We start from the raw sequence: 25137 nt of genomic DNA on the forward strand, positions 1-25137 counted from the left end.
AAATATCCAGCCTGGGGTGTCTGCGGTTAACCGCAATCTAAAACAGGGCAGTGAATATGGTAACCATCCGTGATGTAGCACGGCAGTCTGGCGTTTCGGTCGCGACTGTTTCCCGCGTACTGAATAACAGCGCGCTGGTGAGTCCCGATACGCGTGAAGCGGTAATGAAGGCGGTCACTCAGTTGGGCTATCGACCGAATGCCAACGCGCAAGCGCTGGCGACGCAGGTGAGCGACACAATTGGCGTTGTGGTCATGGATGTTTCAGACGCATTTTTTGGCGCGCTGGTAAAAGCCGTGGATATGGTTGCCCAACAGCATCAGAAGTACGTCCTGATTGGCAACAGCTACCATGAGGCTGAAAAAGAACGCCACGCCATTGAAGTGTTGATTCGTCAACGCTGTAACGCACTGATTGTTCACTCTAAAGCACTGAGCGATCGGGAGCTGGCTGAGTTTATGGATCAGATCCCTGGCATGGTGCTGATCAACCGCCTGGTGCCGGGTTACGCCCATCGTTGCGTCTGCCTGGATAACATCAGCGGTGCCAAAATGGCGACCCGCATGTTGCTTAATAATGGTCATCAACGCATCGGGTATCTGGCATCAAGCCACCGCATTGAAGATGATGCCATGCGTAAAGAGGGATGGTTAAGCGCCCTGAATGAGCAGGGGATAGTGGCGGCAGAAAGCTGGGTCGGCACCGGTTCGCCCGATATGCAGGGCGGAGAATCTGCGATGGTGGAACTGCTGGGGCGCAATTTACAACTGACGGCGGTGTTCGCCTACAACGACAATATGGCTGCCGGCGCGCTGACCGCGCTAAAAGATAACGGTATTGCTATTCCATTACACCTTTCAATCATTGGCTTCGATGATATTCCCATCGCACGTTACACCGATCCGCAACTGACCACCGTGCGTTATCCCATTGCCTCAATGGCAAAAATGGCGACGGAGCTCGCGTTACAAGGGGCGGCAGGTACGTTAGATCCGCAGGCGACGCATTGCTTTATGCCGACGCTGGTACGTCGCCATTCAGTGGCGCTGCGGCAGAATGCGGCATCGATCACTAACTAATAACTCAGCGCGATGTAACCGCTTTCAATATGTGAGTAAATTCACAGTATATTAACAATGCGATAGCTATGATGACACTGTTTGTTGCGCTGTAACTACTATGTAACGGTGAATAATCACTTTCATCGAGGTATAGCTGCCTTAAACAACTAATAAAGCCTGTTTTTGGAGCGTTGCCAGACACGGAAGAAATATTTTTAAAAGTGAGCTTCGGCGTTCAGTAACACTTCAGTAACGTTCTGCCTGCCGAGCATTTATCTCAAGTACTACCCTGCATATTAAAACCGGAGATACCATGAATAAGAAGGTGTTGACCCTGTCTGCTGTAATGGCAAGCATGTTATTCGGCGCGGCTGCGCACGCTGCTGATACCCGCATTGGTGTGACTATCTATAAGTATGACGATAACTTTATGTCAGTAGTACGTAAGGCTATTGAAAAAGATGCCAAAGCGGCGCCAGATGTACAGCTGCTGATGAACGACTCGCAGAACGACCAGTCCAAACAAAACGATCAGATCGACGTGCTGCTGGCAAAAGGCGTTAAAGCACTGGCGATTAACCTGGTTGACCCGGCAGCGGCAGGCACGGTCATTGAAAAAGCACGCGGGCAGAACGTACCGATCGTGTTCTTCAACAAAGAACCTTCTCGCAAGGCGCTGGACAGCTATGACAAAGCGTATTATGTCGGTACTGACTCTAAAGAGTCCGGTATTATTCAGGGTGATTTGATTGCTAAACACTGGGCAGCTAACCCGAACTGGGACCTGAACAAAGACGGCAAAATTCAGTTTGTTCTGCTGAAAGGCGAACCGGGACACCCGGATGCTGAAGCACGTACTACTTACGTGATTAAAGAGCTGAACGACAAAGGCATTAAAACTGAGCAACTGCAGTTAGATACTGCAATGTGGGATACCGCTCAGGCGAAAGATAAGATGGATGCGTGGATGTCCGGTCCGAACGCGAACAAAATCGAAGTGGTTATCGCCAACAACGATGCGATGGCAATGGGCGCAGTTGAAGCGCTGAAGGCACATAACAAAACCAGCGTACCGGTATTTGGCGTGGATGCCCTGCCTGAAGCACTGGCGCTGGTGAAATCTGGCGCTATGGCCGGTACCGTGCTGAACGATGCTAACAACCAGGCGAAAGCTACCTTTGATCTGGCGAAAAACCTTGCTGATGGCAAAGGTGCGGCTGATGGCACCAACTGGAAAATTGAGAACAAAATTGTTCGTGTTCCGTACGTAGGTGTTGATAAAGATAATCTGGCAGAGTTTACCAATAAGTAAATACTCCGTCTGTGGGCGCAATATCATTGCGCCCTTAATAACGTACTCTGCAAGGCCAACAAGGTATAATTATGGTCAGCACACATACTCAGTCGTCAGGCGAATACTTGTTGGAAATGACCGGCATCAACAAGTCCTTCCCCGGCGTTAAGGCTCTTGATAATGTCAATTTAAAAGTCCGCCCACATTCGATCCACGCCTTAATGGGGGAGAATGGTGCGGGGAAATCCACATTATTGAAATGTCTTTTCGGCATCTATCAAAAAGATTCCGGTAGTATTTTATTTCAGGGTAAAGAAATCGATTTTCATTCTGCTAAAGAAGCGCTTGAGAATGGTATTTCGATGGTACATCAGGAATTAAACCTGGTATTACAACGTTCTGTGATGGACAACATGTGGTTGGGACGCTATCCCACCAAAGGTATGTTTGTCGATCAGGAAAAAATGTACCGTGATACCAAAGCGATATTTGATGAGCTGGATATTGATATCGATCCGCGCGCACGCGTCGGCACATTATCCGTTTCACAAATGCAGATGATTGAAATTGCGAAAGCGTTCTCCTATGACGCCAAAATCGTCATCATGGATGAACCAACGTCATCGTTAACCGAGAAAGAAGTTAATCATCTGTTCACCATCATCCGTAAGCTGAAAGAACGTGGATGCGGTATTGTTTATATTTCTCACAAAATGGAAGAAATTTTCCAACTGTGTGATGAAATCACCGTGCTGCGCGACGGCCAGTGGATTGCGACCCAGCCGCTGGAAGGGCTGGATATGGATAAGATCATCGCCATGATGGTAGGGCGTTCACTGAACCAACGTTTTCCGGACAAAGAAAACAAGCCCGGTGAAGTGATTCTGCAAGTGCGTAACCTGACCTCGCTGCGTCAGCCGTCAATTCGTGATGTCTCGTTTGATTTGCACAAAGGGGAAATTCTCGGGATTGCTGGTCTGGTCGGCGCTAAACGTACTGATATCGTTGAAACGCTGTTTGGTATTCGTGAGAAATCATCGGGTACAATTACGCTACACGGCAAAAAAATTAATAACCACAGCGCAAATGAGGCCATCAATCATGGTTTTGCGCTGGTCACGGAAGAACGCCGCTCAACCGGTATTTACGCGTACCTGGATATTGGTTTTAACTCGTTAATCTCCAATATCCAAAACTATAAAAATAAAGTCGGTCTGCTGGATAATTCCCGCATGAAGAGTGATACCCAATGGGTAATTGACTCCATGAGGGTGAAAACGCCGGGCCATCGTACACAAATCGGTTCACTGTCTGGTGGTAATCAGCAAAAGGTGGTTATTGGCCGCTGGCTATTAACGCAGCCAGAAATTCTGATGCTGGATGAACCTACACGTGGTATCGATGTCGGCGCGAAATTTGAAATTTATCAGCTGATTGCCGAACTCGCGAAAAAGGATAAGGGGATTATTATTATTTCCTCTGAAATGCCGGAGCTATTGGGTATTACCGATCGTATCCTGGTGATGAGTAATGGTCTCGTTGCCGGGATTGTTGACACTAAAACGACAACGCAAAACGAAATCCTCCGTCTTGCGTCTTTGCACCTTTAAGATTAGGGGCTCCTCATGAGTGCGTTAAATAAGAAAAGTTTTCTTACTTATCTGAAAGAAGGCGGAATTTACGTTGTTCTTTTGGTTTTGCTGGCGATTATTATTTTCCAGGATCCCACTTTCTTAAGCTTACTGAACCTGAGTAATATTCTGACGCAATCTTCGGTGCGTATTATTATCGCATTGGGTGTGGCAGGGCTGATTGTTACCCAGGGGACCGACCTGTCTGCGGGACGTCAGGTTGGCCTTGCGGCGGTCGTGGCGGCAACCTTGCTGCAGTCGATGGAGAACGCCAACAAGGTGTTCCCGGAAATGGCGACGATGCCAATTATCGTGGTGGTGCTGATTGTCTGCGTGATTGGCGCCATTATCGGTCTGGTGAACGGTATCATCATCGCTTATCTGAACGTGACGCCGTTTATTACCACCCTGGGTACGATGATTATCGTTTACGGGATCAACTCCCTGTACTACGACTTCGTCGGCGCATCGCCAATTTCTGGCTTTGACAGCGGATTCTCAACCTTTGCGCAGGGCTTTATTGCGCTGGGCAGTTTCCGACTCTCCTACATCACCTTCTACGCGCTGATTGCCGTGGCCTTTGTATGGGTGCTGTGGAATAAAACCCGCTTCGGTAAGAATATTTTTGCTATCGGCGGAAACCCGGAAGCGGCGAAAGTGTCCGGGGTAAACGTTGCGCTGAACCTGCTGATCATCTATGCGTTGTCTGGCGTGTTCTATGCGTTTGGTGGTTTGCTCGAAGCCGGGCGTATCGGTTCGGCAACCAACAACCTCGGCTTTATGTATGAGCTGGATGCGATTGCCGCGTGCGTGGTTGGCGGCGTGTCGTTCAGCGGCGGGGTAGGGACCGTGTTTGGCGTGGTGACCGGTGTGATTATCTTCACCGTTATCAACTATGGTCTGACCTACATTGGTGTGAACCCTTACTGGCAGTATATTATCAAGGGCGGCATTATTATCTTCGCGGTCGCGCTGGACTCACTGAAGTACGCGCGTAAGAAGTAATCGTATAACGCAAAAAGCCCGGCACAGCGCAATCTGTACCGGGCTTTTTTGTCAGTATTACAACGTTAACTCGTGCGCTTTCTCACCAGGTTTAAATTTCACCTCACCCAGTTCGATACAGGCTACCGGGCAAACGTGACCGCACAGCAAGCATCCGACACATTTTTCCGTGTTGCAGTGCGGCGTGCGGGTTTCTTCGTTCCATTCCATCGCCTGATGCCCACCGTCGTAACAGGAGATGTAGCAGCGACCGCAGCCAACGCATTTATCCAGATGGATATTCGGATAGACGATGTAGCTACGGTCAAGTTCCTCAGCGGGGATAATATTGGCATTGGCCAGACCCACCATCTCCTCCAGTGAGTCAAACCCTTGATCGGCGAGGTAATGTGACAATCCGCTGATCATGTCCTCCACAATCCGATATCCATACTGCATGATCCCGGTGGTCACCTGCAGCGTGGCCGCGCCTAACAGTAAAAACTCGGCTGCATCTTCCCAGGTTTCAATTCCTCCGATGCCGCTAATTGGGAAATCCCGCAGTTCAGGGTGCATCCGCAGTTGTTGGATAAATCGCAGGGCGATAGGCTTAACGGCCTTGCCGGAGTAGCCGGAAATACTGGATTTGCCGTTGACGACCGGCATCCCGATTTTCCTGTTCAGGTCGATGTTAGTGATGGATTTAACTGTATTGATGGTCGCAATACCATCCGCACCTCCACGTTTTGCCGCCAGCGCCACCTCACACATATCACCAATGTTCGGCGTCATTTTTGCCAGCATTGGCAGGGACGATCCGCGTTTCACTGCCCGACAATATTTTTCAACCAGCTCAGGGCTTTGTCCTACATCGCTGCCCATAGCATGCGAGGTCATTTGCGGGCACGAGAAGTTACACTCGATCATGTCGGCACCGGCCTCTTCAACCAGGCGGGCCAGTTCCTGCCATTGCTGTTCATTTTCCCCCATGATCGACGCAATCAGAACCTTGTTCGGATAGTCCTGTTTCAGTCGGCGGATTGCGGCCAGATTCTCCTCCAGCGGATGCTCGGCAATTTGCTCCATGTTTTTGAAGCCAATAAAGCCGGTATCTTCTTTGCTGAGATGATCAAAGCGCGGAGAGACCTCATTCGCAATAAAGAACCCGATCGTTTTAAAAACAATACCGCCCCAGCCACTTTCATAGGCTTTGGCGCACATTTCATAGCAATTGCCCACCGGAGAGGAAGAGAGGCAGAATGGGTTGGGGAATTTGACGCCGCAAAAGGTAATAGAAAGATCTTTCGTTAACATGAGCAAGCTCCCTCTAAATAGTGATGAATGGCCTGAGCTGCTTCTTTACCGGTTTTCACGGCGTAAACAACCGTTTTATCGCCCTCAACAATATCACCAGCAGCAAACAGGACAGGATCGGTGGTTTGGTAGTTTTGCGTATCGATAAGATTGTGCTGGGGCTTTAACGCGGCAAAATTATCAAGCTGAGCGTGTTGGCCGACGGCAAGAATAATGTGCTCGGCTTCAAGCGAGAGTTCACCTGGCAAGCGTACGTGTTTAAAGGAAACCCGATTTCCGTTAACCGCCACAGGCGTGAAACCGTCAATAATCGATACCCCTAATGCCTGGGTGCTGTTGAATTCTTTGTCGCTGGCCGGGAAATCAGCCAGTTCTTCACGCGCTACACAGGTGACTGACGGACAGCCCAGCAACTTTAAGGTACTGGCGACATCCATCGCCACGTCGCCACCGCCGATGATTAATGCACTTTGCGCGACGGTAATATCGCCGCTGGCTTGCCGGGCGCGTTGCAGGAAATCGACGGCAATTTCAACGTTATTCGCTCTCTCAAACAGAGGTAACGTTGAACCGTAAGACATCCCCACGGTAACCAGTACGGCGCGATAATTCGCTTTGAGTTGCTCAACGGAAAGGGCATTGCCGACTTCGCAATTGCACGTGATGGTCACGCCCATTTCAACGATACGGGCAATTTCAAGATCCAAAACCGATTGCGGCAGACGAAACTCAGGGATGCCATAGCGCAACCAGCCACCTGGCTGAGCCTGTTTTTCGAAGATGGTGACGTCATAACCAAGATTACTTAGCGTTACGCTGGCCTGTAACCCTGCCGGGCCCGCACCGATGACGGCAACCTTGCCCAGCTTTTTTGTCGCTGGCTGATAGATTTTCATTGCCGTTTGCTGTTCAAAATCGGTAATAAAGCGCTGCAGACGTGCAATATCGATCGGTTTATCAATACCTGAACGTGTACATCCGCGCTGACATAATTTTTCGGTTGGGCAAACCCTGGCGCATACTGCACCGAGCGCATTATTTTCCCGGATAGTTTCGGCAGCGCCTTTAAAATTGCGGAAATAAATGGATCGAATAAATTTTCCGGGATCGGTTTGCGCCGGGCAATCCTGACTACAGGGGGCATCGTGACATAATAAACAGCGGGAAGCCTCTTTTATTGCTAATAATGGGGTAAAAGCAGGCGTGAGCTCATCCAGATAATTTTGTTGTGGCATATTTTATTCCTTAATGCTTGAGTAAATTAAGGCAAACTGTTAATAACAAAATATAAAAATAGAAAGCTATTCTTAAGGCTAAGCACTGCAGGAAGAGTATTCTGTGAAAAGATTCACAAATAGAAGATAGTTTGAGGGAAATGCTGGCGCGCAGCATTAATCCCTTATATTGAAATGTTAACCATTATCATAATATTAGCTATTCTCAAGCGCTAATATAACGGTAATCTCTTTAGCGATAAAAGACTAAATAAATAACCATACCGAAAGATAAACATCCGCATCCGGCATAAACCAATACATAAGACCAGAACTGTAATGGGGCTTCATTCCGGTAGGCATAAACCGGCTCACGCGCATTCTTCTTAATTTTATCTACCGCGCCAGTACGCCAGCCTTTCCAGGCTTCACGGAAACAAAACACAGGGATGAGCAGAAAGGCCAATACGACAAAAAGGGTTTGTACATCCATGCTTATTTTCCTTGTTTCTTTTGTAATTCGAGTAATTGTTCGGCTGTGACCGCCGGATATCCCTGTGCATCGTCCGGTACCTGATGCATAGTAGGAATTGGCACCAGGGGGCCTAAAAAGCGCGGTTCACGTTTGAAAATGTAGAGATCAGCAAGTGCGCCAAAACGAGCACCAAATTCACGTACTCGCACGGTGAGCATATCTTTTGGCGAAGGTACCGCATAACACTGGGCCTGAATCCCCATATGTAGCGCAATAAATAAGGCGCGTTCACAGTGGAATCGCTGAGTAATAATGATGAAATCGTTGGTATCAAATACCTTGCGGGTACGCACGATGGAGTCGAGCGTACGGAACCCGGCGTAATCAAGCACAATATCAGCCGGATCAACGCCTGCAGCAATCAGATCCTTACGCATCGTCATCGGTTCGTTGTAGCTTTGCTGCGCGTTGTCGCCGCTCAGCAGCAGATAGTTTACCTTCCCGCTGTTATAGGCGTTCAATGCACCCTGAATGCGGTAGCGGTAATACTGATTGATGACGCCGGTGCGGTAATACTTCGCCGTGCCCAGAACCACACCTACCTGGCGGTAGGGTAAATCCTGCAGTTCGTCGTAAATGTAGGGAGCAGTCTTCCAGCTCATCCATCTGTCGAGTCCAAGCACAGTCAACAGCAGCAAGCCAGACAAGACTAACAGGCTGTAAAACACGCGCTTTAACATGCAGAAAACTCGTTATTTGGATGGAATTTCAATCAGGCTACTGTACCCGAAGACGTAGCGCAAGAAACAGCAATCTGATTGAGGGGATTTTAGACATTCTGCATATTGCCGGATAACGGTGTAAACACTTTATCCGGCCTACGAACTGGCGTTATTGAGACGATTAACTCAGGAGAACGCGCTCAATATTATTACAGCCCAGCGCTTTCAGGGTGGCGGAGGTCGCATCCCACTGAATCAATGGCGCATCGGCTTTTTCAGCCAGCACGGCGCGTTGGATATCCGGGTAGTCATAGCCGTTGAGATTCAACAGGTTTAACGCGCCCTGCAGCGGCGGAAGAGTTGGGTTGAAGGCGGCGTTTTCAGCATAGCTGCCGCTAAAAATTTGGCCATCTTTACACTCCAGCGCAACACCGCTTGGGGATTTGCTGTACGGCATATGGCATCTGTTGGCGGCGGTGATTGCTGCCTGGGTCAACGCATCGCCCTGCAGCACGAAGCCGTGATCCTGATCGTCCATTAGCAGCGTTTTAATTTCCAGATCTTTCGGGCCGAAGGCATCTGGCAGGTAATCGCGCAGCGCGTGTGGCGCACGACCTGGCAGATGAATACGTAAATCCAGTCCGCTATTTAGTTCGTTCATAAACTGACGGCAGTGCCCGCAAGGGGTGTAGTTGACGGTAATCGCGGCGAGTCCTTTTTCGCCACGTAACCAGGCATGGCTAATAGCGCTCTGCTCGGCATGAACGGTTTGCTGCATTGTTGCGCCCAGGAACTCCATGTTCCCACCGAAGTACCAGGTTCCGCTGATGCCGCGAGAGATTGCACCGACGTTAAAGTTGGACAGCGGGGTACGCGCGCAGGCCGCAGCCAGCGGCAGCAGAGCGAATGCCAGCGCGTCTTCGTCCAGTCCCGATTCGCGTTTCAGCAAAGAGACCTGTTCAGCAGTCAGCATAGCGGGGAAGTGCACATCCGCCAGAACAGGGGCCAGGGCTGTTTGCAAGTTATCCGCGAGTTGGGCAAAAGCAGTTTGAAAACGTGGATGCATGGCGATGCCTCATAACAATGTAATGGAATCGTAGTTTACGGGCCTGTTACGGCTTTATATGTGATCCAAATCCCATTGTGTGTGCAACTTATGAAACTTAAATTAAAAATGTGCAACGCATCGCAAATAAATCAGCAAAAAGTAAAGGTTAACCGACCATTGCCAGAATAATTGGGAACAGGAATGGGGCAACCAACGAGGTGATAATGCCGCAAATAACCAGCGCCAGTGAGCTAAACGCGCCTTCCTGATAGTCCAGTTCTGCGCAGCGTGCAGTGCCCAGGGCGTGCGAAGCGGTACCCATGGCCAGCCCACGAGCGGCCTTAGTACGAATACGCATGGCGTTGAGCAATGTATGACCAAACACCGCCCCGAGGATACCGACAAAAATGACGCATACGGCGCTGATTGCCGGAATACCGCCAATGCTGCCTCCCACCGCCATAGCAATAGGCGTAGTGACCGATTTCGGCATAATAGATGCGGCAATTTGCGGCGATGCGCCCATCAATAAGGCGATTGTTGTACCTGTCACCATCGCCACGACGCTCCCCGCAAAACAAATGGCAATGATTGATTTCCAGCGGGCGCGAATCTGGTGCAACTGTTCGTATAACGGATAGGCCAGTGCGACCACGGCAGGCTGTAGCAAATCGTTCAGCACCTCGCTGCCTTTGAAATAGTGATCGTAGGGAATACCGGTCAACATCAGTATCGGAATAATCACCACCATGGCGACCAGCAACGGATTCAATAGTGGCATTTTAAATCGTGCTGCCAGCTTACGTGCGGCAAAAAACACCGCCAGGGTAAGCGGTAACGACCACCAGATATACGACATCATTCTTTAGACCCTTTTTGCCCAACGATTTTGCGCTCACCGTGCACAATATGTGAACTCCAGCTCACCACCAGGAAAACGACCAGCGTACTGATGGTACAGGACACCACCACCGGACCAAATTGCGCGCGGAGCAGATCAAAGTACTGCATGATCCCTACGCCAATTGGGACAAACAATAGGGCCATATAGCGAATCAGGACGTAGCAGCCGGGATTAACCCATTTTGCCGGTAACACCTGCAAAGCCAGTAAGACAAACAGAATCAGCATGCCGATAATACTGCCCGGAATGGTGATAGGAAGTAGCGATGCAAGAAAAATACCTGCATAGAGGCAGGCATAAATCAGGACGAATGCGCGCAAATATTGCCAGATAATATTCAGTGCTTTGCTCATAATTGGAACCCTTGACGAGACTGATTCATCATACAATTAAACTTTAAAACGTGCTACCGATCACATCATGAATTCTAAGCATAGGAGAAATAGACATTGGGAACATTAGGCGATGCCCCTAAATCAGCGCGTTAAACCTGTGCCAGGTAATACAGAAAACGACTCAGGGCCGTGGAGGGCGTTTCATTGTTGCGCCAGAATACGCCCACGCTGCCTTTTTGTTCAATCTTCGGCAAATTCAGAATAGCCAGCTGTCCCTGGGTGGCATAACGCTGCGCCAGACGCAGAGAAAGAATAGAGATCATATCGCTACTTTGCAGCAGGTTGGTGCTGACGTTCATTGATGCAGATTCAATCGTGTTTTCCGGCAGCATCACACCGTTGTCAACCAGCGCGTTGTCAATGCTGATGCGAATGGGCGTTCCTGTCGGCCAGACAATCCAGCGCCAGTCAGCGAGATCATTCCAGGTGAGCAGGGGAGAGTTTGCCAGCGGATGGTCAGGGCGGGCGACGAAACAAACCGGCTCGGTATACAGCACCTGATAATTGAGCGGCAGTTGTAGCGCCCGGCCCCCGACGCGCCCGACGACCACATCCACCGAACCCGCGAGCAGATCGTGCAGCAGCGGGGTCATCACCTTCTCTTCAATATTAAGATGCAGGGTCGGCAGTTCTTTAAGCAAACCCAGTATCGCTTGTGAGACGCAGTCGGTCGCCACTGGCGAGCAGCCGATCTTCAGACTTCCTACCAGGCCGCCCTGTTTAAAACGGGCGATTTCAACCTGAGAACGTTCCATATCATTGATCAGGCGTTGCGCGTGCTGCAGTAGCAGCTTGCCGCCTTCGGAGGGACGTAAGCCTTTACTGTGGCGTTCAAAGAGCGTGATGCCAATCTCATCTTCGAGCTGTGATAACCATTTTGACAGCGCCGGCTGGGTGATATTCATCATTCGGGCGACGTGAGTCAAATTTCCCTGTTCCCCCAGTGCGATAAGCGTTTGCAGGTGATGCAACTTAAGTTTCTGCGCCCAGTTAGCCATTTGCTATAACCTCCAGGTTATGCCTCTGCATGAAAAGCCATTGTACATTTCATCTCCAAACATACAAAGTCGCAACATACCTAAAACAAAACAGACATCTACTTATACCTGCACTGAGGCATTCACTATGACTCAACAACGTGATCTACAAGCACTGATCGATTCCGCTCCTGTCGGTAAGACGCAATGGCGCGTCATCATTTGCTGTTTTTTGGTCGTCATGCTCGACGGATTTGATACCGCAGCTATCGGCTTCATCGCTCCAGACATCCGGACTCACTGGCAGCTGACTGCCGGCGATCTGGCACCGTTGTTTGGCGCAGGCCTGTTGGGACTAACCGCTGGCGCACTGCTCTGTGGCCCGCTGTCAGACCGTTTTGGCCGCAAACGGGTGATAGAACTCTGCGTGGCGCTGTTCGGCGCCCTGAGCCTGATTTCGGCTTTTTCTCCCGATCTACAAACGCTGGTTATTTTGCGCTTTCTTACCGGATTAGGTCTGGGCGGTGCGATGCCGAATACCATCACCATGACGTCAGAATACCTGCCAGCGCGGCGGCGTGGCGCGCTGGTGACCATGATGTTTTGTGGATTTACCCTGGGATCGGCGATGGGCGGGATTGTGAGTGCGCAACTGGTGCCGGTTATTGGCTGGCACGGCATTCTGGTGCTGGGAGGCGTTCTACCGCTGATGCTGTTTGTCGCTCTGCTGTTTGCACTACCGGAATCTCCGCGCTGGCAGGTTCGTCGTCAGTTGCCGCCTAACGTGATTGCCAGAACCGTTAGCGCCATCACCCGGGAACGTTATGACAATACCCATTTTTATCTCAACGAGGGCGCAGCGATTGCCAAAGGCAGTATCCGCCAGCTGTTCGTCGGGCGACAGTTGCCCATTACCCTGATGTTATGGGTGGTGTTCTTTATGAGCCTGCTGATTATTTATCTGCTCTCCAGTTGGATGCCAACGCTGTTAAACCATCGTGGAATTGACCTGCAGCACGCCTCATGGGTGACCGCCGCCTTCCAGATTGGCGGCACGCTCGGGGCGCTGGCGCTCGGGGTACTGATGGATAAATACAATCCTTTCCGCGTGCTGGCAGTGAGCTATGCGCTGGGGGCGGTGTGTATCGTCATGATTGGCTTAAGCGAGAACGGCCTGTGGCTGATGGCGCTGGCCATTTTTGGCACCGGTATCGGGATCAGCGGATCGCAGGTGGGTCTCAATGCGTTAACCGCCACGCTGTATCCGACACAGAGCCGGGCCACGGGCGTCAGCTGGTCTAATGCGATTGGCCGCTGCGGCGCGATTGTCGGCTCGCTTTCCGGCGGCGTGATGATGGCAATGAATTTCTCTTTCGATAATTTGTTTTTCATCATTGCCGTTCCGGCGGCCATCAGTGCGGTGATGCTTACGCTACTGACGGTTGTTATCCGCCAGTCGGCCTGTGCCTCAAATACCCTGCCACGTGCAAGCGTTGTGAATGAATAAGGAGAATCCCTATGTCTGAACTGAATCAGGATGTTAAGAACAGCCGTCAGCAGTTTTACCAGCATATTTCCGGGCAGAATCTGACCCCACTGTGGGAGTCGCTGCACCGTCTGGTGCCGCCAACGCCGAACGCGAACTGCGCGCCTGCGTACTGGAATTATCAGGAGATCCGTCCGTTACTGCTGGAAAGCGGCGATCTGATTGGCGCGAAAGAGGCGATTCGGCGCGTACTGGTGCTGGAAAACCCCATGCTGCGCGGTCAGTCTTCAATCACCCCAACCCTGTATGCCGGATTGCAGTTAATCATGCCGGGCGAGGTTGCGCCGAGTCACCGCCATAATCAGTCTGCACTGCGTTTTATTGTTGAAGGGAAAGGGGCATTTACCGCCGTAGACGGTGAGCGAACCCAGATGCATGAAGGCGATTTTATTCTGACGCCGCAGTGGCGCTGGCACGATCACGGCAATCCGGGCAGTGAACCGGTGGTGTGGCTGGACGGTCTGGATCTGCCGCTGGTGAACCTGCTGGGCTGCGGCTTTGCGGAAGACTACCCGGAGGATCAGCAGCCGGTCACGCGCAAGGAAGGAGATTATTTACCGCGCTATGCAGCCAATATGTTGCCGCTGCGTCATCAGAAAGGTAACTCATCGCCAATTTTTAATTATCGCTACGATCGCAGTCGTGAAGCGCTGTATGACCTGACTCGCCTCGGCGATGCCGACGAGTGGGATGGCTACAAGATGCGCTACGTCAACCCGGTAACCGGCGGCTATCCCATGCCTTCAATGGGGACCTTCCTGCAACTGTTGCCGAAGGGCTTTACTTCGCGGATGGCGCGAACCACCGACAGCACTATCTACCATGTTGTGGAAGGCCGCGGACAAGTCTCCATCGGTAATGAGACTTTCAATTTTTCGCCAAAAGATATCTTTGTGGTCCCAACCTGGCACGGCGTGTCGTTCCAGACCGGCGAAGACACCGTTTTATTTAGTTTTTCGGACAGACCGGTTCAGGAAGCGCTGGGGTTGTTCCGTGAAGCACGTTATTAATTTGGGAGAGAAAAAATGACGCAATACGTATTCGAACCGCAAGCGCCTGTTACCGTTCCGGTGGTTGGTAGTGATGAACTATTTCCTGTGCACCGTGTTTACTGTGTGGGCCGTAACTATGCCGCTCATGCGCGTGAAATGGGTTTTGACCCGGATCGCGAACCGCCGTTCTTCTTCTGTAAACCCGCCGACGCGGTGGTCCCGGTAGCAGCCGGTCAAATCCTGGCGCTGCCATACCCGGCGCAGACCGATAACTATCACTATGAGATAGAGCTGGTGGTGGCGATCGGTAAAAAGGGCAGTGATATACCGCTGGAAAAAGCGCACGAGTATATCTGGGGCTATGCCACTGGTCTGGATATGACCCGTCGCGACAGGCAGATGGAAATGCGCCAGATGGGGCGTCCGTGGGAAATTGGCAAAGCGTTTGATCTCTCTGCCCCTATCGCGCCGTTGCATAGAGCCAGTGAAAGCGCGGATGTTAACAGTGCGCCTATCTGGTTGCAGGTTAATGGCGATGATCATCAGCGGAGCGATATTCGTCATCTCATCTGGTCAGTCAATGAAACCATTAGCTATCTGTCCGGCTTTTTCGAACTGCAGCCGGGCGATCTGATTTACACCGGTACACCGGAAGGCGTGGGTGCGGTGGTGAAAGGCGATGTGATCACCGGCAACGTAGACGGTTTAACCCCCATCGCCGTGAAGATTGTCTGAGGTGGATGATGAAGCTGTACAGTTTCTTTAATAGCTCCGCGTCATATCGCGTGCGTATTGCGCTGGCGCTGAAGGGGCTCGATTACCAGACGGTTGGTGTCAACATTCGTATTGGTCAGCAGAACGCGCTGGCCTACCGGCGGATGAACCCGGTGGGGCTGGTGCCAACGTTGGTCACCGATGATGGCGAATCGCTCGGACAGTCGCTGGCGATAACCGACTGGCTGGATCATCACTTTCCACAGTCGCCGCTGCTGCCTGTTAGCTACCCGGCGCGCAGTAAGGTGCTGGAAATTGTTTATGCCATCGCCTGTGATATCCACCCCGTGAATAACATGCGGGTGCTGCGCTACCTGAGCGAAGAGCTAAAGGTCAGTGAAGAAGATAAAAAACGCTGGTATGCCCACTGGATCCAGCAAGGGTTAAGCGCGGTGGAACAGATGCTACGCCAGAGTCACTCGGGGACGTTCTGCGTGGGAGACGCGCCGACGCTGGCGGATTGCTGTCTGATCCCGCAGTGGGCAAACGCCTTACGGATGGGTTGCGATCTGAGCGGATATCCGCGCTGTCAGGCGGTATATGATGCCTGTACCCAGCTTCCGGCGTTTATCGCCGCCGCGCCTGAGAATCAACAAGACAAAATTCCAGCCTGATAAGGAGAACGACAATGGCTAAAGTGACACGCGCAATTATCGTGGGTGGTGGGATTGGCGGCGCGGCGACCGCGCTATCGCTGGCCCGTCAGGGCATTAAAGTGATGTTGCTGGAGAAAGCGCACGAGATTGGTGAAATTGGCGCGGGTATTCAGCTCGGGCCGAACGCCTTCTCTGCTCTGGATAGCCTCGGCGTGGGGGAAGCCGCCCGTCAGCGTGCCGTTTTTACCGATCACATCACCATGATGGATGCGGTAAACGCCAAAGAGGTGGTACGCATTGAAACCGGGCAGGCGTTTCGCGATCACTTTGGCGGTCCTTATGCGGTTATCCATCGGGTGGATATTCACGCCAGCGTCTGGGAAGCGGCGCTGGTTCATCCCAACGTTGAGTATCGCACGTCAACTAACGTGGTGGATATTCGCCAGACAGAAGATGACGTAACGGTCTTTGACGAGCAGGGCAACAGCTGGACGGCGGATATCCTGGTGGGCTGTGACGGCGTGAAGTCGGTTGTTCGTCAGTATCTGATTGGCGATGCGCCACGCGTGACCGGGCACGTCGTTTATCGTGCCGTGATTGATTGTGATGATATGCCGGAAGATTTGCGCATTAACGCGCCGGTGCTGTGGGCCGGACCGCATTGTCACCTGGTGCACTATCCACTGCGTGGCGGTAAACAATACAACCTGGTGGTGACCTTCCACAGTCGTCAGCAGGAAGAGTGGGGCGTGAAGGATGGCAGTAAAGAGGAAGTGCTCTCCTATTTTGCCGGGATCCATGCGCGTCCGCGTCAGATGCTGGATAAACCAACGTCATGGCGTCGCTGGTCAACCGCTGACCGCGAACCGGTAGATAAATGGGGTAGTGACCGAATTACCCTGGTAGGGGACGCCGCGCATCCGGTGGCGCAATATATGGCGCAGGGGGCCTGTATGGCGCTGGAAGATGCCGTCACCCTCGGTAGGGCGATACACCAGTGTGACGGTGATGCGGCTGATGCCTTTGCTTTGTATGAGTCGGTGCGTATTCCACGCACGGCACGCATTGTCTGGTCAACACGCGAAATGGGGCGTGTTTACCACGCCGCAGGCGTCGAGCGTCAGGTGCGTAATCTGTTATGGAAAGACAAATCGCAGGCGGAATTTTATCGCGCAATGGAATGGTTATACGGCTGGAAAGAAGATAACTGCCTGCTGCCACGTTGAGCCTCTTTAATCTCCCGAACGGAGGCGCTACCATAGCGCCTCTTTTTTTACGGGTGACGATATGCGTGTTTTACTGGCGCCGATGGAAGGCGTGCTCGACTCACTGGTGCGCGAGCTGCTGACTGAAGTGAATGATTACGATCTGTGCATCACCGAGTTTGTGCGCGTGGTGGATCAGCTCCTGCCGGCAAAAGTATTCCATCGACTCTGCCCGGAACTGCATAACAATAGCCGCACGTCATCCGGTACGCAGGTTCGCATACAGCTGTTGGGGCAATACCCGCAGTGGCTGGCGGAGAATGCGGCGCGTGCGGTAGAACTGGGATCATACGGTGTCGATCTGAACTGCGGTTGTCCGTCAAAACTGGTCAACGGCAGCGGCGGTGGCGCAACGTTGCTGAAGGATCCTGAGCTTATTTACCGCGGAGCAAAAGCCATGCGCGAGGCGGTTCCTGATCACCTGCCCGTGACGGTGAAAGTGCGTCTGGGCTGGGACAACAGCGATCGACAGTTTGAAATTGCTGATGCCGTCCAGCAGGCTGGCGCCAGCGAGCTGGCGGTGCATGGCCGAACCAAGGAGCAGGGTTACAAGGCCGAACATATCAACTGGCAGGCGATCGGTGAGATTCGCCAGCGGCTTACCATTCCGGTTATCGCGAATGGCGAAATCTGGAACTGGCAAAGTGCTCAGGATTGCATGGCTATCACCGGCTGCGATGCGGTGATGATCGGTCGGGGAGCATTAAATATTCCTAACCTGAGCCGGGTAGTGAAGTATAACGAGCCGCGTATGCCGTGGCCTGATGTCGTAACACTATTGCAAAAATATACCCGTCTTGAAAAGCAGGGGGATACCGGGCTGTATCACGTGGCGCGGATTAAGCAATGGTTAGGGTATTTGCGCAAAGAATATTCAGAGGCAACCGCGCTGTTTCAGGAAATTCGCGCGCTAAACAATTCCCCGGATATCGCCCGCGCGATTCAGGCCATTGATATAGCTAAATTGCATTAACAAATTAAGCGGCCACCGGAGTGGCCTGTTTCTTTAAAAAATCATCTTAAACACGCCAGTTACCACCAATAACCCAATCAGAAAAATAATTAAAATAATCCACAATAAGATTTTCATCAGCGTTCCTTTTTGGTGAGTTCAGGTTAAGTATAGGAAAGCATCTGAAATCTTCCTGTAATGACCTTACCCAGGTTTACGTGCGCTGAGCAGAAACACCATTGGCCGCTCTTTTTCTTCATCCAGCGCCGGGTTTTCAGCAATCTGTTCTGCAGACGGCCCCCATTCATCGACACAGACGATTTCGAATCCGGCGGCAATCAGCGCATTAATCCAGGTCGCCAGCTTACGGTGCTGCTTTATGACGCCATCCGCGAACCAGTTACTGATGCGCTCACCTTCCTGCTGATAATGATTGACCGGCCAGGATTGTTGCCCGGTTTTGTCTTTTATCCAGCCCTGATTAAGCGGCGCGGTATAAATGGGATGCTCGGCAGAGAAAACCAACATACCTCCCGGTGTTAACGACTGGTAAATCGTTACTAATAATCGCTCTATATCGCGCAAATAGTGCAAGGCAAGCGAGCTGTAAACCAGGTCAAAGGAATTCGGTGACAGGGTAAGCGTTTCAAGATCTTCACGCTGATAGATGATGCCATCACCCTGTGTCATACTCTGCGCCTGGGTTAACATCTTTTGTGAAATATCCAGCCCCACTACGCTGGCTGCATGGTTATCGCGCGCGTAGCGGCAAAACCAGCCATATCCACAGCCCAAATCGAGTATATTTTTTCCCTGCAGAGCGGGGAGCATCGCTTGTATTGTCGGCCATTCTGGCGCGCCGTCGAGTCCTTTTACTGAACGATCCAGTGTGGCATATCCGGCAAAGAACTCGGGGTTGTCATAGATATTCTGTGACATGATATCTCCATCTATAAATTATTAAAATTAATTAATCTATCTTATTTGTTTGGCCTATATTTTTCTGATTATATATTTTTATTGCCAAAGGTGTATTGCCACGCGTAACTAAAAAAGCAATAGCGACACGTCGTAATCTCTGCACATCTTTTCTTACCAGTATCTCTCCATGAATCGTAATTCCCTTTTTATTACTACGGCATTGTTGCCGCTTTTTATTTTTATGTCAGGCTGCGCGCCCAAGCATGATGATCGCCAGTCTCTTGCACAGCAGACCCCAGCAACGAATGCCGATACTACATTGCCTGCTGCGTTAAAAAATGGCTGGCCGGACAGTCAATGGTGGAAGGCATATCACGATCCCCAGCTTAATGCGTTGATTGACAGCACGTTGCGAAATTCTCCAGATATGCAGGTAGCGGAACAACGTATTCAACTGGCGGAGGCACAGGCTAAGGCCGTAGAGGCGCAGGATGGCCCGGAAATTGATTTCTCTGCGGACGTAGAACGTCAGAGAATGTCCGCGGAAGGGTTGATGGGGCCGTTTGCGCTTACCGATCCGGCTGCCGGGACGACAGGGCCGTGGTACACCAACGGCACCTTTGGATTAACTGCAGGCTGGAATCTGGATCTGTGGGGGAAAAACAGGGCCGAAGTGACGGCGCGTATTGGGGTCGTTAAGGCGCGTGAAGCCGAGCGCGAACAAACCCGACAACTGTTGGCGAGCGGCGTCTCTCGTCTGTACTGGGAATGGCAAACGCAGGCAGCCCTGAAAACCGTTTTGACGCAAATCGAAACCGAGCAGAAGAATATCATTGCCGTCGATCGTCAGCTGTACCAAAACGGTATTACGTCTTCGGTGGAAGGCGTTGAAACCGATATTGATTCCAGCAAGACGGAACAACAGCTGAACGATGTCAGCGGTAAAATGAAGGTAATTGAAGCGCGGCTGAGCGCGCTAACCAACGCGCAGTCTACTGCCCTGAAGCTCCATTCAACTACGCTGCCCGCCGTTGAAAGTCAGCTCCCGCCCCGGTTAGGTTATTCGTTGCTGGCTCGCCGAGCGGATTTACAGGCGGCGCACTGGTACATTGAATCATCCCTGAGCAGCATTGATGCCGCGAAAGCAGCGTTTTATCCCGATGTGAATCTGATGGCATTTTTACAACAGGATGCGTTGCATCTGAGTGATCTTTTCCGTCATTCCGCGCAGCAACTGGGCGTAACGGCCGGGCTGACGCTGCCTATCTTTGACAGCGGCAGGCTGAACGCGAATCTCGACATAACGAAAGCGCAAAGTAACCTGACGGTGGCGAATTACAACAAAGCCGTGGTGGATGCGGTGAATGACGTGGCGCGTGCAGTATCGCAAGTGGCAACCCTGGCGCAGAAGAATCAGCATCAGCAGCAGATTGAGCATGATGCGCAGCGCGTAGTGGGGCTGGCGCAGGCGCGCTTTAATGCCGGAATTATTGCCGGTTCCCGGGTCAGTCAGGCAAAGATCCCAGCACTACGCGAACATTGTAATGCTCTGATTTTACAGGGACAGTGGCTGGATGCTTCCATCCAGTTGACCAGCGCGTTGGGGGGCGGTTACCACGCGTCGTAACGCACCGGCCCGGTAGATATCACCCTACCGGGCTGTACTTTTGCTGCTGCGTTTTTTTAACCACCACCGAGCGCCCACTACCAGCGCAATTACCAGAACCAGCCATATCCAATGCTTAATGTGTTGGTCGAGATTGTGTAGCCACGGCGCGATGACTTCTCCTCCCACATAGCCCAGCGTGGTAAATATCAGCGCCCACGCCAGCGCTCCCAGAATATTCAACGGCAGGAAAATTTTAGGCGGCAGATGGCTTGCGCCAATCAGCAATGGGCCGATCACGCGAAAACCGTACATAAAACGGGTACCAATCACGAACAAATAGGGACGGCGCTGGATCATTTTCTGTGCCCGGCGGATTTTGTCGCGATGTTTTGAGAAACGACGCAAAATTTTGCCACCGTAACGACGCCCCAGCAGATACAGCAATTGATCGCCAATCATCCCGCCCAGGGCCACCGAGATAACCACCAAAGGAAATTTAAGTAACCCCTGATGTGCCGCTACGCCGCCCAGCAGGGTAATGGTTTCGCCTTCGGCCAAACTGCCAATGACCAACGCGGCGTAACCGTAATGTGCAATAAGATTGTTTATATCCATACGTCTGGATGACCTCCTGACATCAAGCATACACCCTGTGAATCATCGTTGGGTTTAAAAGCGTGGAATTAGCAGTTCGTCATTTTTGTTGTTGTACAAAAATTAATCCAAAGCTGAATTATACTTGAACTGTTGAGGTCCGGAGCTGGCAAGAAGGGGGCGGTATGAACCATGTCTGGGGGCTGTTTTCCCATCCCGATCGTGAAATGCATGTGATCAACAGCGAAAACGAAAGCGTTTCGCATCACTATACCCATCATGTACTGCTGATGGCGGCAATCCCGGTTATTTGCGCGTTTATTGGTACCACACAAATTGGCTGGAGTTTCGGCGATGGCAATGTCCTGAAATTATCCCTGTTGACCGGATTTGCAATGGCAATTCTGTTTTACGGGGTGATGCTGGCAGGCGTCGCCGTTATGGGCCGGGTAATCTGGTGGATGGCGCGTAATTATTCGCAACGTCCGTCGCTGGCACATTGTATGGTCTTTGCTGGATATGTCGCGACGCCGCTATTTTTAAGCGGACTGGTCGCACTTTATCCGCTGGTCTGGCTGTGCGCATTGGTCGGAACTATCGCGCTGTTTTACACCGGTTATCTACTTTATCTCGGCATTCCGACATTCCTGAATATCACCCGCGAGGAAGGGTTAAGCTTTTCCAGCTCGACGCTGGCGATTGGTGTACTGGTACTGGAGGTTCTGCTGGCTATTACGGTGATCCTGTGGGGTTATGGCTATCGGTTATTCTGACGGATAAACCTGTCTGCGCTGCGTTGTTGCCGTAAAAGTCAGCAACGCAGCATTTCGAGACGATTCTCCTGTGGCGGCAAACCTGCCGGATCGCTATGATGCCTGAGCTAGCTTGAGATAATACTTAATCTCTGGCGGTGTGCGTTGTGACGTGCGTAAACCATTATCAGAAATCTCATCATGCTGAAATTCCGAGTTTCATTATTAAGCCTTGCCCTGGTGCTGGCTGTTCCTTTTGCACCCCAAGCCGTGGCGAAAACGGCAACTACCGCAGCGGCTTCTCAACCAGAGATAGCGTCCGGTAGCGCGATGATTGTTGATCTGAATACCAACAAAGTTATCTATTCGAACCACCCGGACCTGGTGCGTCCGATTGCGTCGATTACCAAATTAATGACGGCGATGGTGGTGCTTGACGCGCGACTGCCGCTGAATGAAAAGTTGAAAGTGGATATCAGCCAGACGCCGGAGATGAAAGGCATTTACTCTCGCGTACGACTGAACAGTGAAATCAGCCGCAAAGACATGCTGCTGCTGGCGCTGATGTCATCAGAAAACCGCGCGGCGGCGAGCCTGGCGCATCATTACCCGGGCGGGTATAACGCGTTTATCAAGGCCATGAATGCCAAAGCGAAAGCGCTGGGCATGACCCAGACACGCTTTGTGGAACCCACCGGGTTATCGATCCATAACGTCTCGACCGCCCGTGATTTAACCAAACTGCTGATTGCCAGCAAACAGTATCCGCTGATTGGCCAGCTAAGTACGACGCGTGAAGATATGGCGACATTTGCCAACCCGGCGTATACGCTGCCGTTTCGTAACACCAACCATCTGGTATACCGCGATAACTGGAATATTCAGTTAACCAAAACCGGGTTTACCAATGCGGCGGGCCACTGTCTGGTGATGCGCACGGTGATTAACAACAAACCGGTTGCACTGGTGGTGATGGATGCCTTTGGCAAATATACCCACTTTGCCGATGCCAGCCGTTTACGTACCTGGATCGAAACGGGCAAGGTAATGCCGGTTCCGGCGGCGGCGCTGAGCTATAAAAAGCAAAAAGCGGCGCAGATGGCGTCGGCAGGTACTGCGACGGGTGAGCAAACCGCGCAAAACGATTAAATAAGACGCTATCTGGCCTACATGGCACTCATGTTGCTGTAGGTCAGGCAAGCAAAGCGCCTCCGGCAACATGTCCGGGGGCGCTTATCTTTTCCCGGTTTACGACTCTTTCCAGTATTTCAGCTTACTCGTTTTACCGATACCCGGATTCATACTATTGGTCGGGTCATTCTCACGGTAAAAACGGGTCAGGGTTTCCGGTGCCTGATACAGATGCCCGACGTTATGCTCTGCCGGGTACTGCGCCCCGCGCTCGCGCAGGAGTTCCAGCATCTGCTCTTTCAGCGCATGCGCATCCACGCCTTTTTTCACGATGTAATCCTGATGGAAGACGTAACACATAAAGTGACCGTAATAGAGTTTGTGCACCAGCTGGCTGTCGATCTCTGGCGGCAGATGCTCGTACCATTCGGTGTCGTTACGGCGTAGCGCGATATCCAGCGCCAGAATATCTTCCACTTCATCTGCATGCACGGCCTGATAACGTATCGCCGCGCCAGCCGCCGCAAAACGATGCAAAAATGCCTTGCTGCCTTCTTCCGGCGTACAGGCAAAGAAGTCGCCTTCAGCGGTTTTGAAATACTCGCTGAGCCAGTTTTGTGCTTCAGCCACGCCGCCACCGGCCATTTTTAACAGCAGGTGATGTTCGTATTTATCGCGCCAGCTTTTCATGCGCGCCGGTAAGTGGCTGGGGAACAAATGGCCAAACTTCTGCATGGCGCGATCGGTAAAGTGCGGACGGAAAATTTTCACTTTTTCCAGCATCGCATCGGTGCGGCCTTTCAGGGTGAAGAAGAACGGCATTTTGTCGGTGCCGAGCTTGTCGATCATCAGAAACGTATCTTTGCCGTATTGCTCTGCGATATCGTAAATGTCGCGGTGCATGTATTCACCGGCGACCGGCAGATGCTCAAATTTTGCCAGAATATGACGGCGAATTTCCGTTAGCACCTCAGGCTGATTGGTGCCGATGTAAAAGACCTGCTGATTTTTTTCGGCCTCGAAGGTGTCCAGACGCACGGCGAAAACCGCGAGCTTACCTGCACAACCGGATGATTCAAACAAGCGATCCGGGTCGGCGTTATAGCGGGCTGGCGTGTCCGCCTCAATATCTCTGACGCGGGTGACGTAGTCGTGATCGTGCGCGTGTCGCCCGTCGTGGCGGACATCATCATCTTTAATCCGTTCGTCATCAAGTTTGCTCAGGATCTGCTCCGGGGTCTGGCCCAGCTCGATACCCAGATGGTTGACCAACTGCAATTTGCCCTGTTCGTCAATACGTGCAAACAGCGACATCTCGGTGTATGCCGGGCCGCGTTGTACCAGCGAGCCGCCGGAGTTGTTGCAAATGCCGCCAATTACCGAAGCGCCAATACAGGAGGATCCGATCACTGAATGCGGCTCACGGCCAAACGGTTTGAGCGCCTTTTCCAGCGAATACAGCGTTGTACCGGGATAAGCCAGCACCTGTTCGCCTTTGCCGATGACGTGCAGTTTATCCAGACGCAGGGTGCTGATAATGACAATCTCGCGGTCGTAATCATTACCGCTCGGCGTAGATCCTTCGGTCAGGCCGGTATTGGCGGCCTGCATGAGGACAATTTTATCTGCGGCGACGCAAGCGTTGAGGACGCGCCACAGTTCTAAAAGCGAGCCCGGGAATACAACGGCGAGCGCTTCGCCCTGACCGGAGCGGAATCCCTTGCGATAGCGGGCAGTTTTAGCAGGTTCAGTAAGCAGGTGAGAATGACCCACCAGACGGGTCAGTTCATTAAGGAAAGCTTTATTATCGGTTGTAATGGAAGACATTCTCCACTCCTTGTGGTGGGACTCAATATCAGGAACAAGCATAGCGCTTTGTATGACAATACGCTTTCTCATTCATATTGTCTCTGGTTCGTCTTCTAATGATTTGCGCTGGTTTTGAAAATTAGGAGAATAACCTTAGCTTTCTTTATCACTCCCGTT

At 51.7% G+C, this 25137-nt stretch carries 24 protein-coding genes; 13 read left to right on the forward strand and 11 right to left on the reverse strand.

Annotated elements, in window-relative coordinates; translation table 11 throughout:
* Positions 1–56 precede the first annotated feature (56 nt).
* The 4 genes from galS (at position 57) to mglC (ending at position 4991) form a co-directional block, all read left to right on the forward strand.
* Entirely contained in the window at positions 57–1079 is a 1023-nt protein-coding gene (gene galS / locus On2M_RS07375) for an HTH-type transcriptional regulator GalS (protein WP_151219832.1), read from the forward strand.
* Between the two features lie 295 nt (positions 1080–1374).
* Positions 1375–2373, forward strand: coding sequence for a galactose/glucose ABC transporter substrate-binding protein MglB (gene mglB, locus On2M_RS07380; protein WP_003027399.1), 999 nt, complete (start codon positions 1375–1377; stop codon positions 2371–2373).
* A 71-nt stretch (positions 2374–2444) separates the two neighbouring features.
* Positions 2445–3965, forward strand: a complete 1521-nt coding sequence (mglA, locus tag On2M_RS07385; RefSeq protein ID WP_005129207.1) for a galactose/methyl galactoside ABC transporter ATP-binding protein MglA — start codon at positions 2445–2447, stop codon at positions 3963–3965.
* Positions 3966–3980: 15 nt separating this feature from the next.
* A complete protein-coding gene (mglC, locus tag On2M_RS07390) occupies positions 3981–4991 on the forward strand; it encodes a galactose/methyl galactoside ABC transporter permease MglC (protein ID WP_003027393.1) in 1011 nt (336 codons plus the stop codon).
* 57 nt (positions 4992–5048) lie between these two features.
* Here the strand turns inward: mglC and preA are convergent, their stop codons facing one another.
* The 8 genes from preA to On2M_RS07430 form a co-directional block, all read right to left on the reverse strand.
* Entirely contained in the window at positions 5049–6284 is a 1236-nt protein-coding gene (gene preA / locus On2M_RS07395) for an NAD-dependent dihydropyrimidine dehydrogenase subunit PreA (RefSeq protein WP_210904563.1), read from the reverse strand.
* Positions 6278–7519, reverse strand: a complete 1242-nt coding sequence (locus tag On2M_RS07400) for an NAD(P)-dependent oxidoreductase (protein WP_210904564.1) — start codon at positions 7517–7519, stop codon at positions 6278–6280. The genes preA and On2M_RS07400 overlap by 7 nt, the downstream gene beginning before the upstream one ends.
* 232 nt (positions 7520–7751) lie before the next feature.
* Positions 7752–7991, reverse strand: coding sequence for a DUF2542 family protein (locus On2M_RS07405; RefSeq protein ID WP_005129200.1), 240 nt, complete (start codon positions 7989–7991; stop codon positions 7752–7754).
* Positions 7992–7993: 2 nt separating this feature from the next.
* On the reverse strand, positions 7994–8713 hold the full coding sequence (sanA, locus tag On2M_RS07410) for an outer membrane permeability protein SanA (protein ID WP_151219829.1): 720 nt from the start codon (positions 8711–8713) through the stop codon (positions 7994–7996).
* 163 nt (positions 8714–8876) lie between these two features.
* Positions 8877–9761, reverse strand: coding sequence for a cytidine deaminase (gene cdd / locus On2M_RS07415; protein WP_187253409.1), 885 nt, complete (start codon positions 9759–9761; stop codon positions 8877–8879).
* Positions 9762–9909: 148 nt separating this feature from the next.
* Positions 9910–10605, reverse strand: a complete 696-nt coding sequence (locus On2M_RS07420) for a CidB/LrgB family autolysis modulator (RefSeq protein ID WP_210904565.1) — start codon at positions 10603–10605, stop codon at positions 9910–9912.
* The gene (locus On2M_RS07425) at positions 10602–11000 is read right to left on the reverse strand and encodes a CidA/LrgA family protein (RefSeq protein WP_016153711.1); all 399 of its coding nucleotides are present in this window, start codon (positions 10998–11000) and stop codon (positions 10602–10604) included. The genes On2M_RS07420 and On2M_RS07425 overlap by 4 nt, the downstream gene beginning before the upstream one ends.
* Before the next feature lie 131 nt (positions 11001–11131).
* Complete coding sequence (locus On2M_RS07430; RefSeq protein WP_151219826.1) at positions 11132–12040, reverse strand: LysR substrate-binding domain-containing protein; 909 nt, start codon at positions 12038–12040, stop codon at positions 11132–11134.
* A gap of 127 nt (positions 12041–12167) precedes the next feature.
* Between On2M_RS07430 and On2M_RS07435 the strand changes: the two genes are divergently transcribed.
* The 6 genes from On2M_RS07435 to dusC all read left to right on the forward strand — a co-directional run bounded on the left by On2M_RS07435 (position 12168) and on the right by dusC (position 18165).
* Positions 12168–13526, forward strand: a complete 1359-nt coding sequence (locus tag On2M_RS07435; RefSeq protein ID WP_210904566.1) for an aromatic acid/H+ symport family MFS transporter — start codon at positions 12168–12170, stop codon at positions 13524–13526.
* Positions 13527–13537: 11 nt separating this feature from the next.
* Positions 13538–14575, forward strand: a complete 1038-nt coding sequence (gtdA, locus tag On2M_RS07440; protein WP_210904567.1) for a gentisate 1,2-dioxygenase — start codon at positions 13538–13540, stop codon at positions 14573–14575.
* Positions 14576–14590: 15 nt separating this feature from the next.
* Positions 14591–15292, forward strand: a complete 702-nt coding sequence (locus On2M_RS07445) for a fumarylacetoacetate hydrolase family protein (protein ID WP_151219823.1) — start codon at positions 14591–14593, stop codon at positions 15290–15292.
* Positions 15293–15300: 8 nt separating this feature from the next.
* On the forward strand, positions 15301–15945 hold the full coding sequence (maiA, locus tag On2M_RS07450; protein ID WP_210904568.1) for a maleylacetoacetate isomerase: 645 nt from the start codon (positions 15301–15303) through the stop codon (positions 15943–15945).
* Positions 15946–15959: 14 nt separating this feature from the next.
* Positions 15960–17153 (forward strand): 3-hydroxybenzoate 6-monooxygenase, encoded by a 1194-nt coding sequence (locus tag On2M_RS07455; RefSeq protein ID WP_151219822.1) that lies wholly within the window; start codon positions 15960–15962, stop codon positions 17151–17153.
* A gap of 61 nt (positions 17154–17214) precedes the next feature.
* Positions 17215–18165: a tRNA dihydrouridine(16) synthase DusC gene (gene dusC, locus On2M_RS07460; protein ID WP_151219821.1), complete on the forward strand. Its 951-nt coding sequence runs from the start codon at positions 17215–17217 to the stop codon at positions 18163–18165.
* Between the two features lie 183 nt (positions 18166–18348).
* On the opposite strand, the gene On2M_RS07465 is transcribed toward dusC, so the two are convergent.
* Entirely contained in the window at positions 18349–19083 is a 735-nt protein-coding gene (locus On2M_RS07465; RefSeq protein ID WP_151219820.1) for a class I SAM-dependent methyltransferase, read from the reverse strand.
* A 169-nt stretch (positions 19084–19252) separates the two neighbouring features.
* Between On2M_RS07465 and mdtQ the strand changes: the two genes are divergently transcribed.
* On the forward strand, positions 19253–20692 hold the full coding sequence (gene mdtQ, locus On2M_RS07470; RefSeq protein WP_210904569.1) for a multidrug resistance outer membrane protein MdtQ: 1440 nt from the start codon (positions 19253–19255) through the stop codon (positions 20690–20692).
* 24 nt (positions 20693–20716) lie between these two features.
* Here mdtQ and On2M_RS07475 read toward each other — a convergent pair whose 3' ends face one another.
* Entirely contained in the window at positions 20717–21289 is a 573-nt protein-coding gene (locus tag On2M_RS07475) for a DedA family protein (protein ID WP_151219819.1), read from the reverse strand.
* A 164-nt stretch (positions 21290–21453) separates the two neighbouring features.
* On the opposite strand from On2M_RS07475, the gene On2M_RS07480 reads away from it, so the two are divergent.
* Together On2M_RS07480 and pbpG are read left to right on the forward strand one after the other, a co-directional pair.
* On the forward strand, positions 21454–22041 hold the full coding sequence (locus tag On2M_RS07480) for a Yip1 family protein (protein ID WP_151219818.1): 588 nt from the start codon (positions 21454–21456) through the stop codon (positions 22039–22041).
* 180 nt (positions 22042–22221) lie between these two features.
* The gene (gene pbpG, locus On2M_RS07485; protein ID WP_151219817.1) at positions 22222–23169 is read left to right on the forward strand and encodes a D-alanyl-D-alanine endopeptidase; all 948 of its coding nucleotides are present in this window, start codon (positions 22222–22224) and stop codon (positions 23167–23169) included.
* A gap of 99 nt (positions 23170–23268) precedes the next feature.
* Here pbpG and dld read toward each other — a convergent pair whose 3' ends face one another.
* On the reverse strand, positions 23269–24978 hold the full coding sequence (gene dld, locus On2M_RS07490) for a D-lactate dehydrogenase (protein ID WP_210904570.1): 1710 nt from the start codon (positions 24976–24978) through the stop codon (positions 23269–23271).
* Positions 24979–25137 lie beyond the last annotated feature (159 nt).

The organism is Citrobacter sp. On2M, assembly GCF_018035235.1.
Classification (GTDB): Bacteria; Pseudomonadota; Gammaproteobacteria; order Enterobacterales; family Enterobacteriaceae; genus Citrobacter; species Citrobacter meridianamericanus.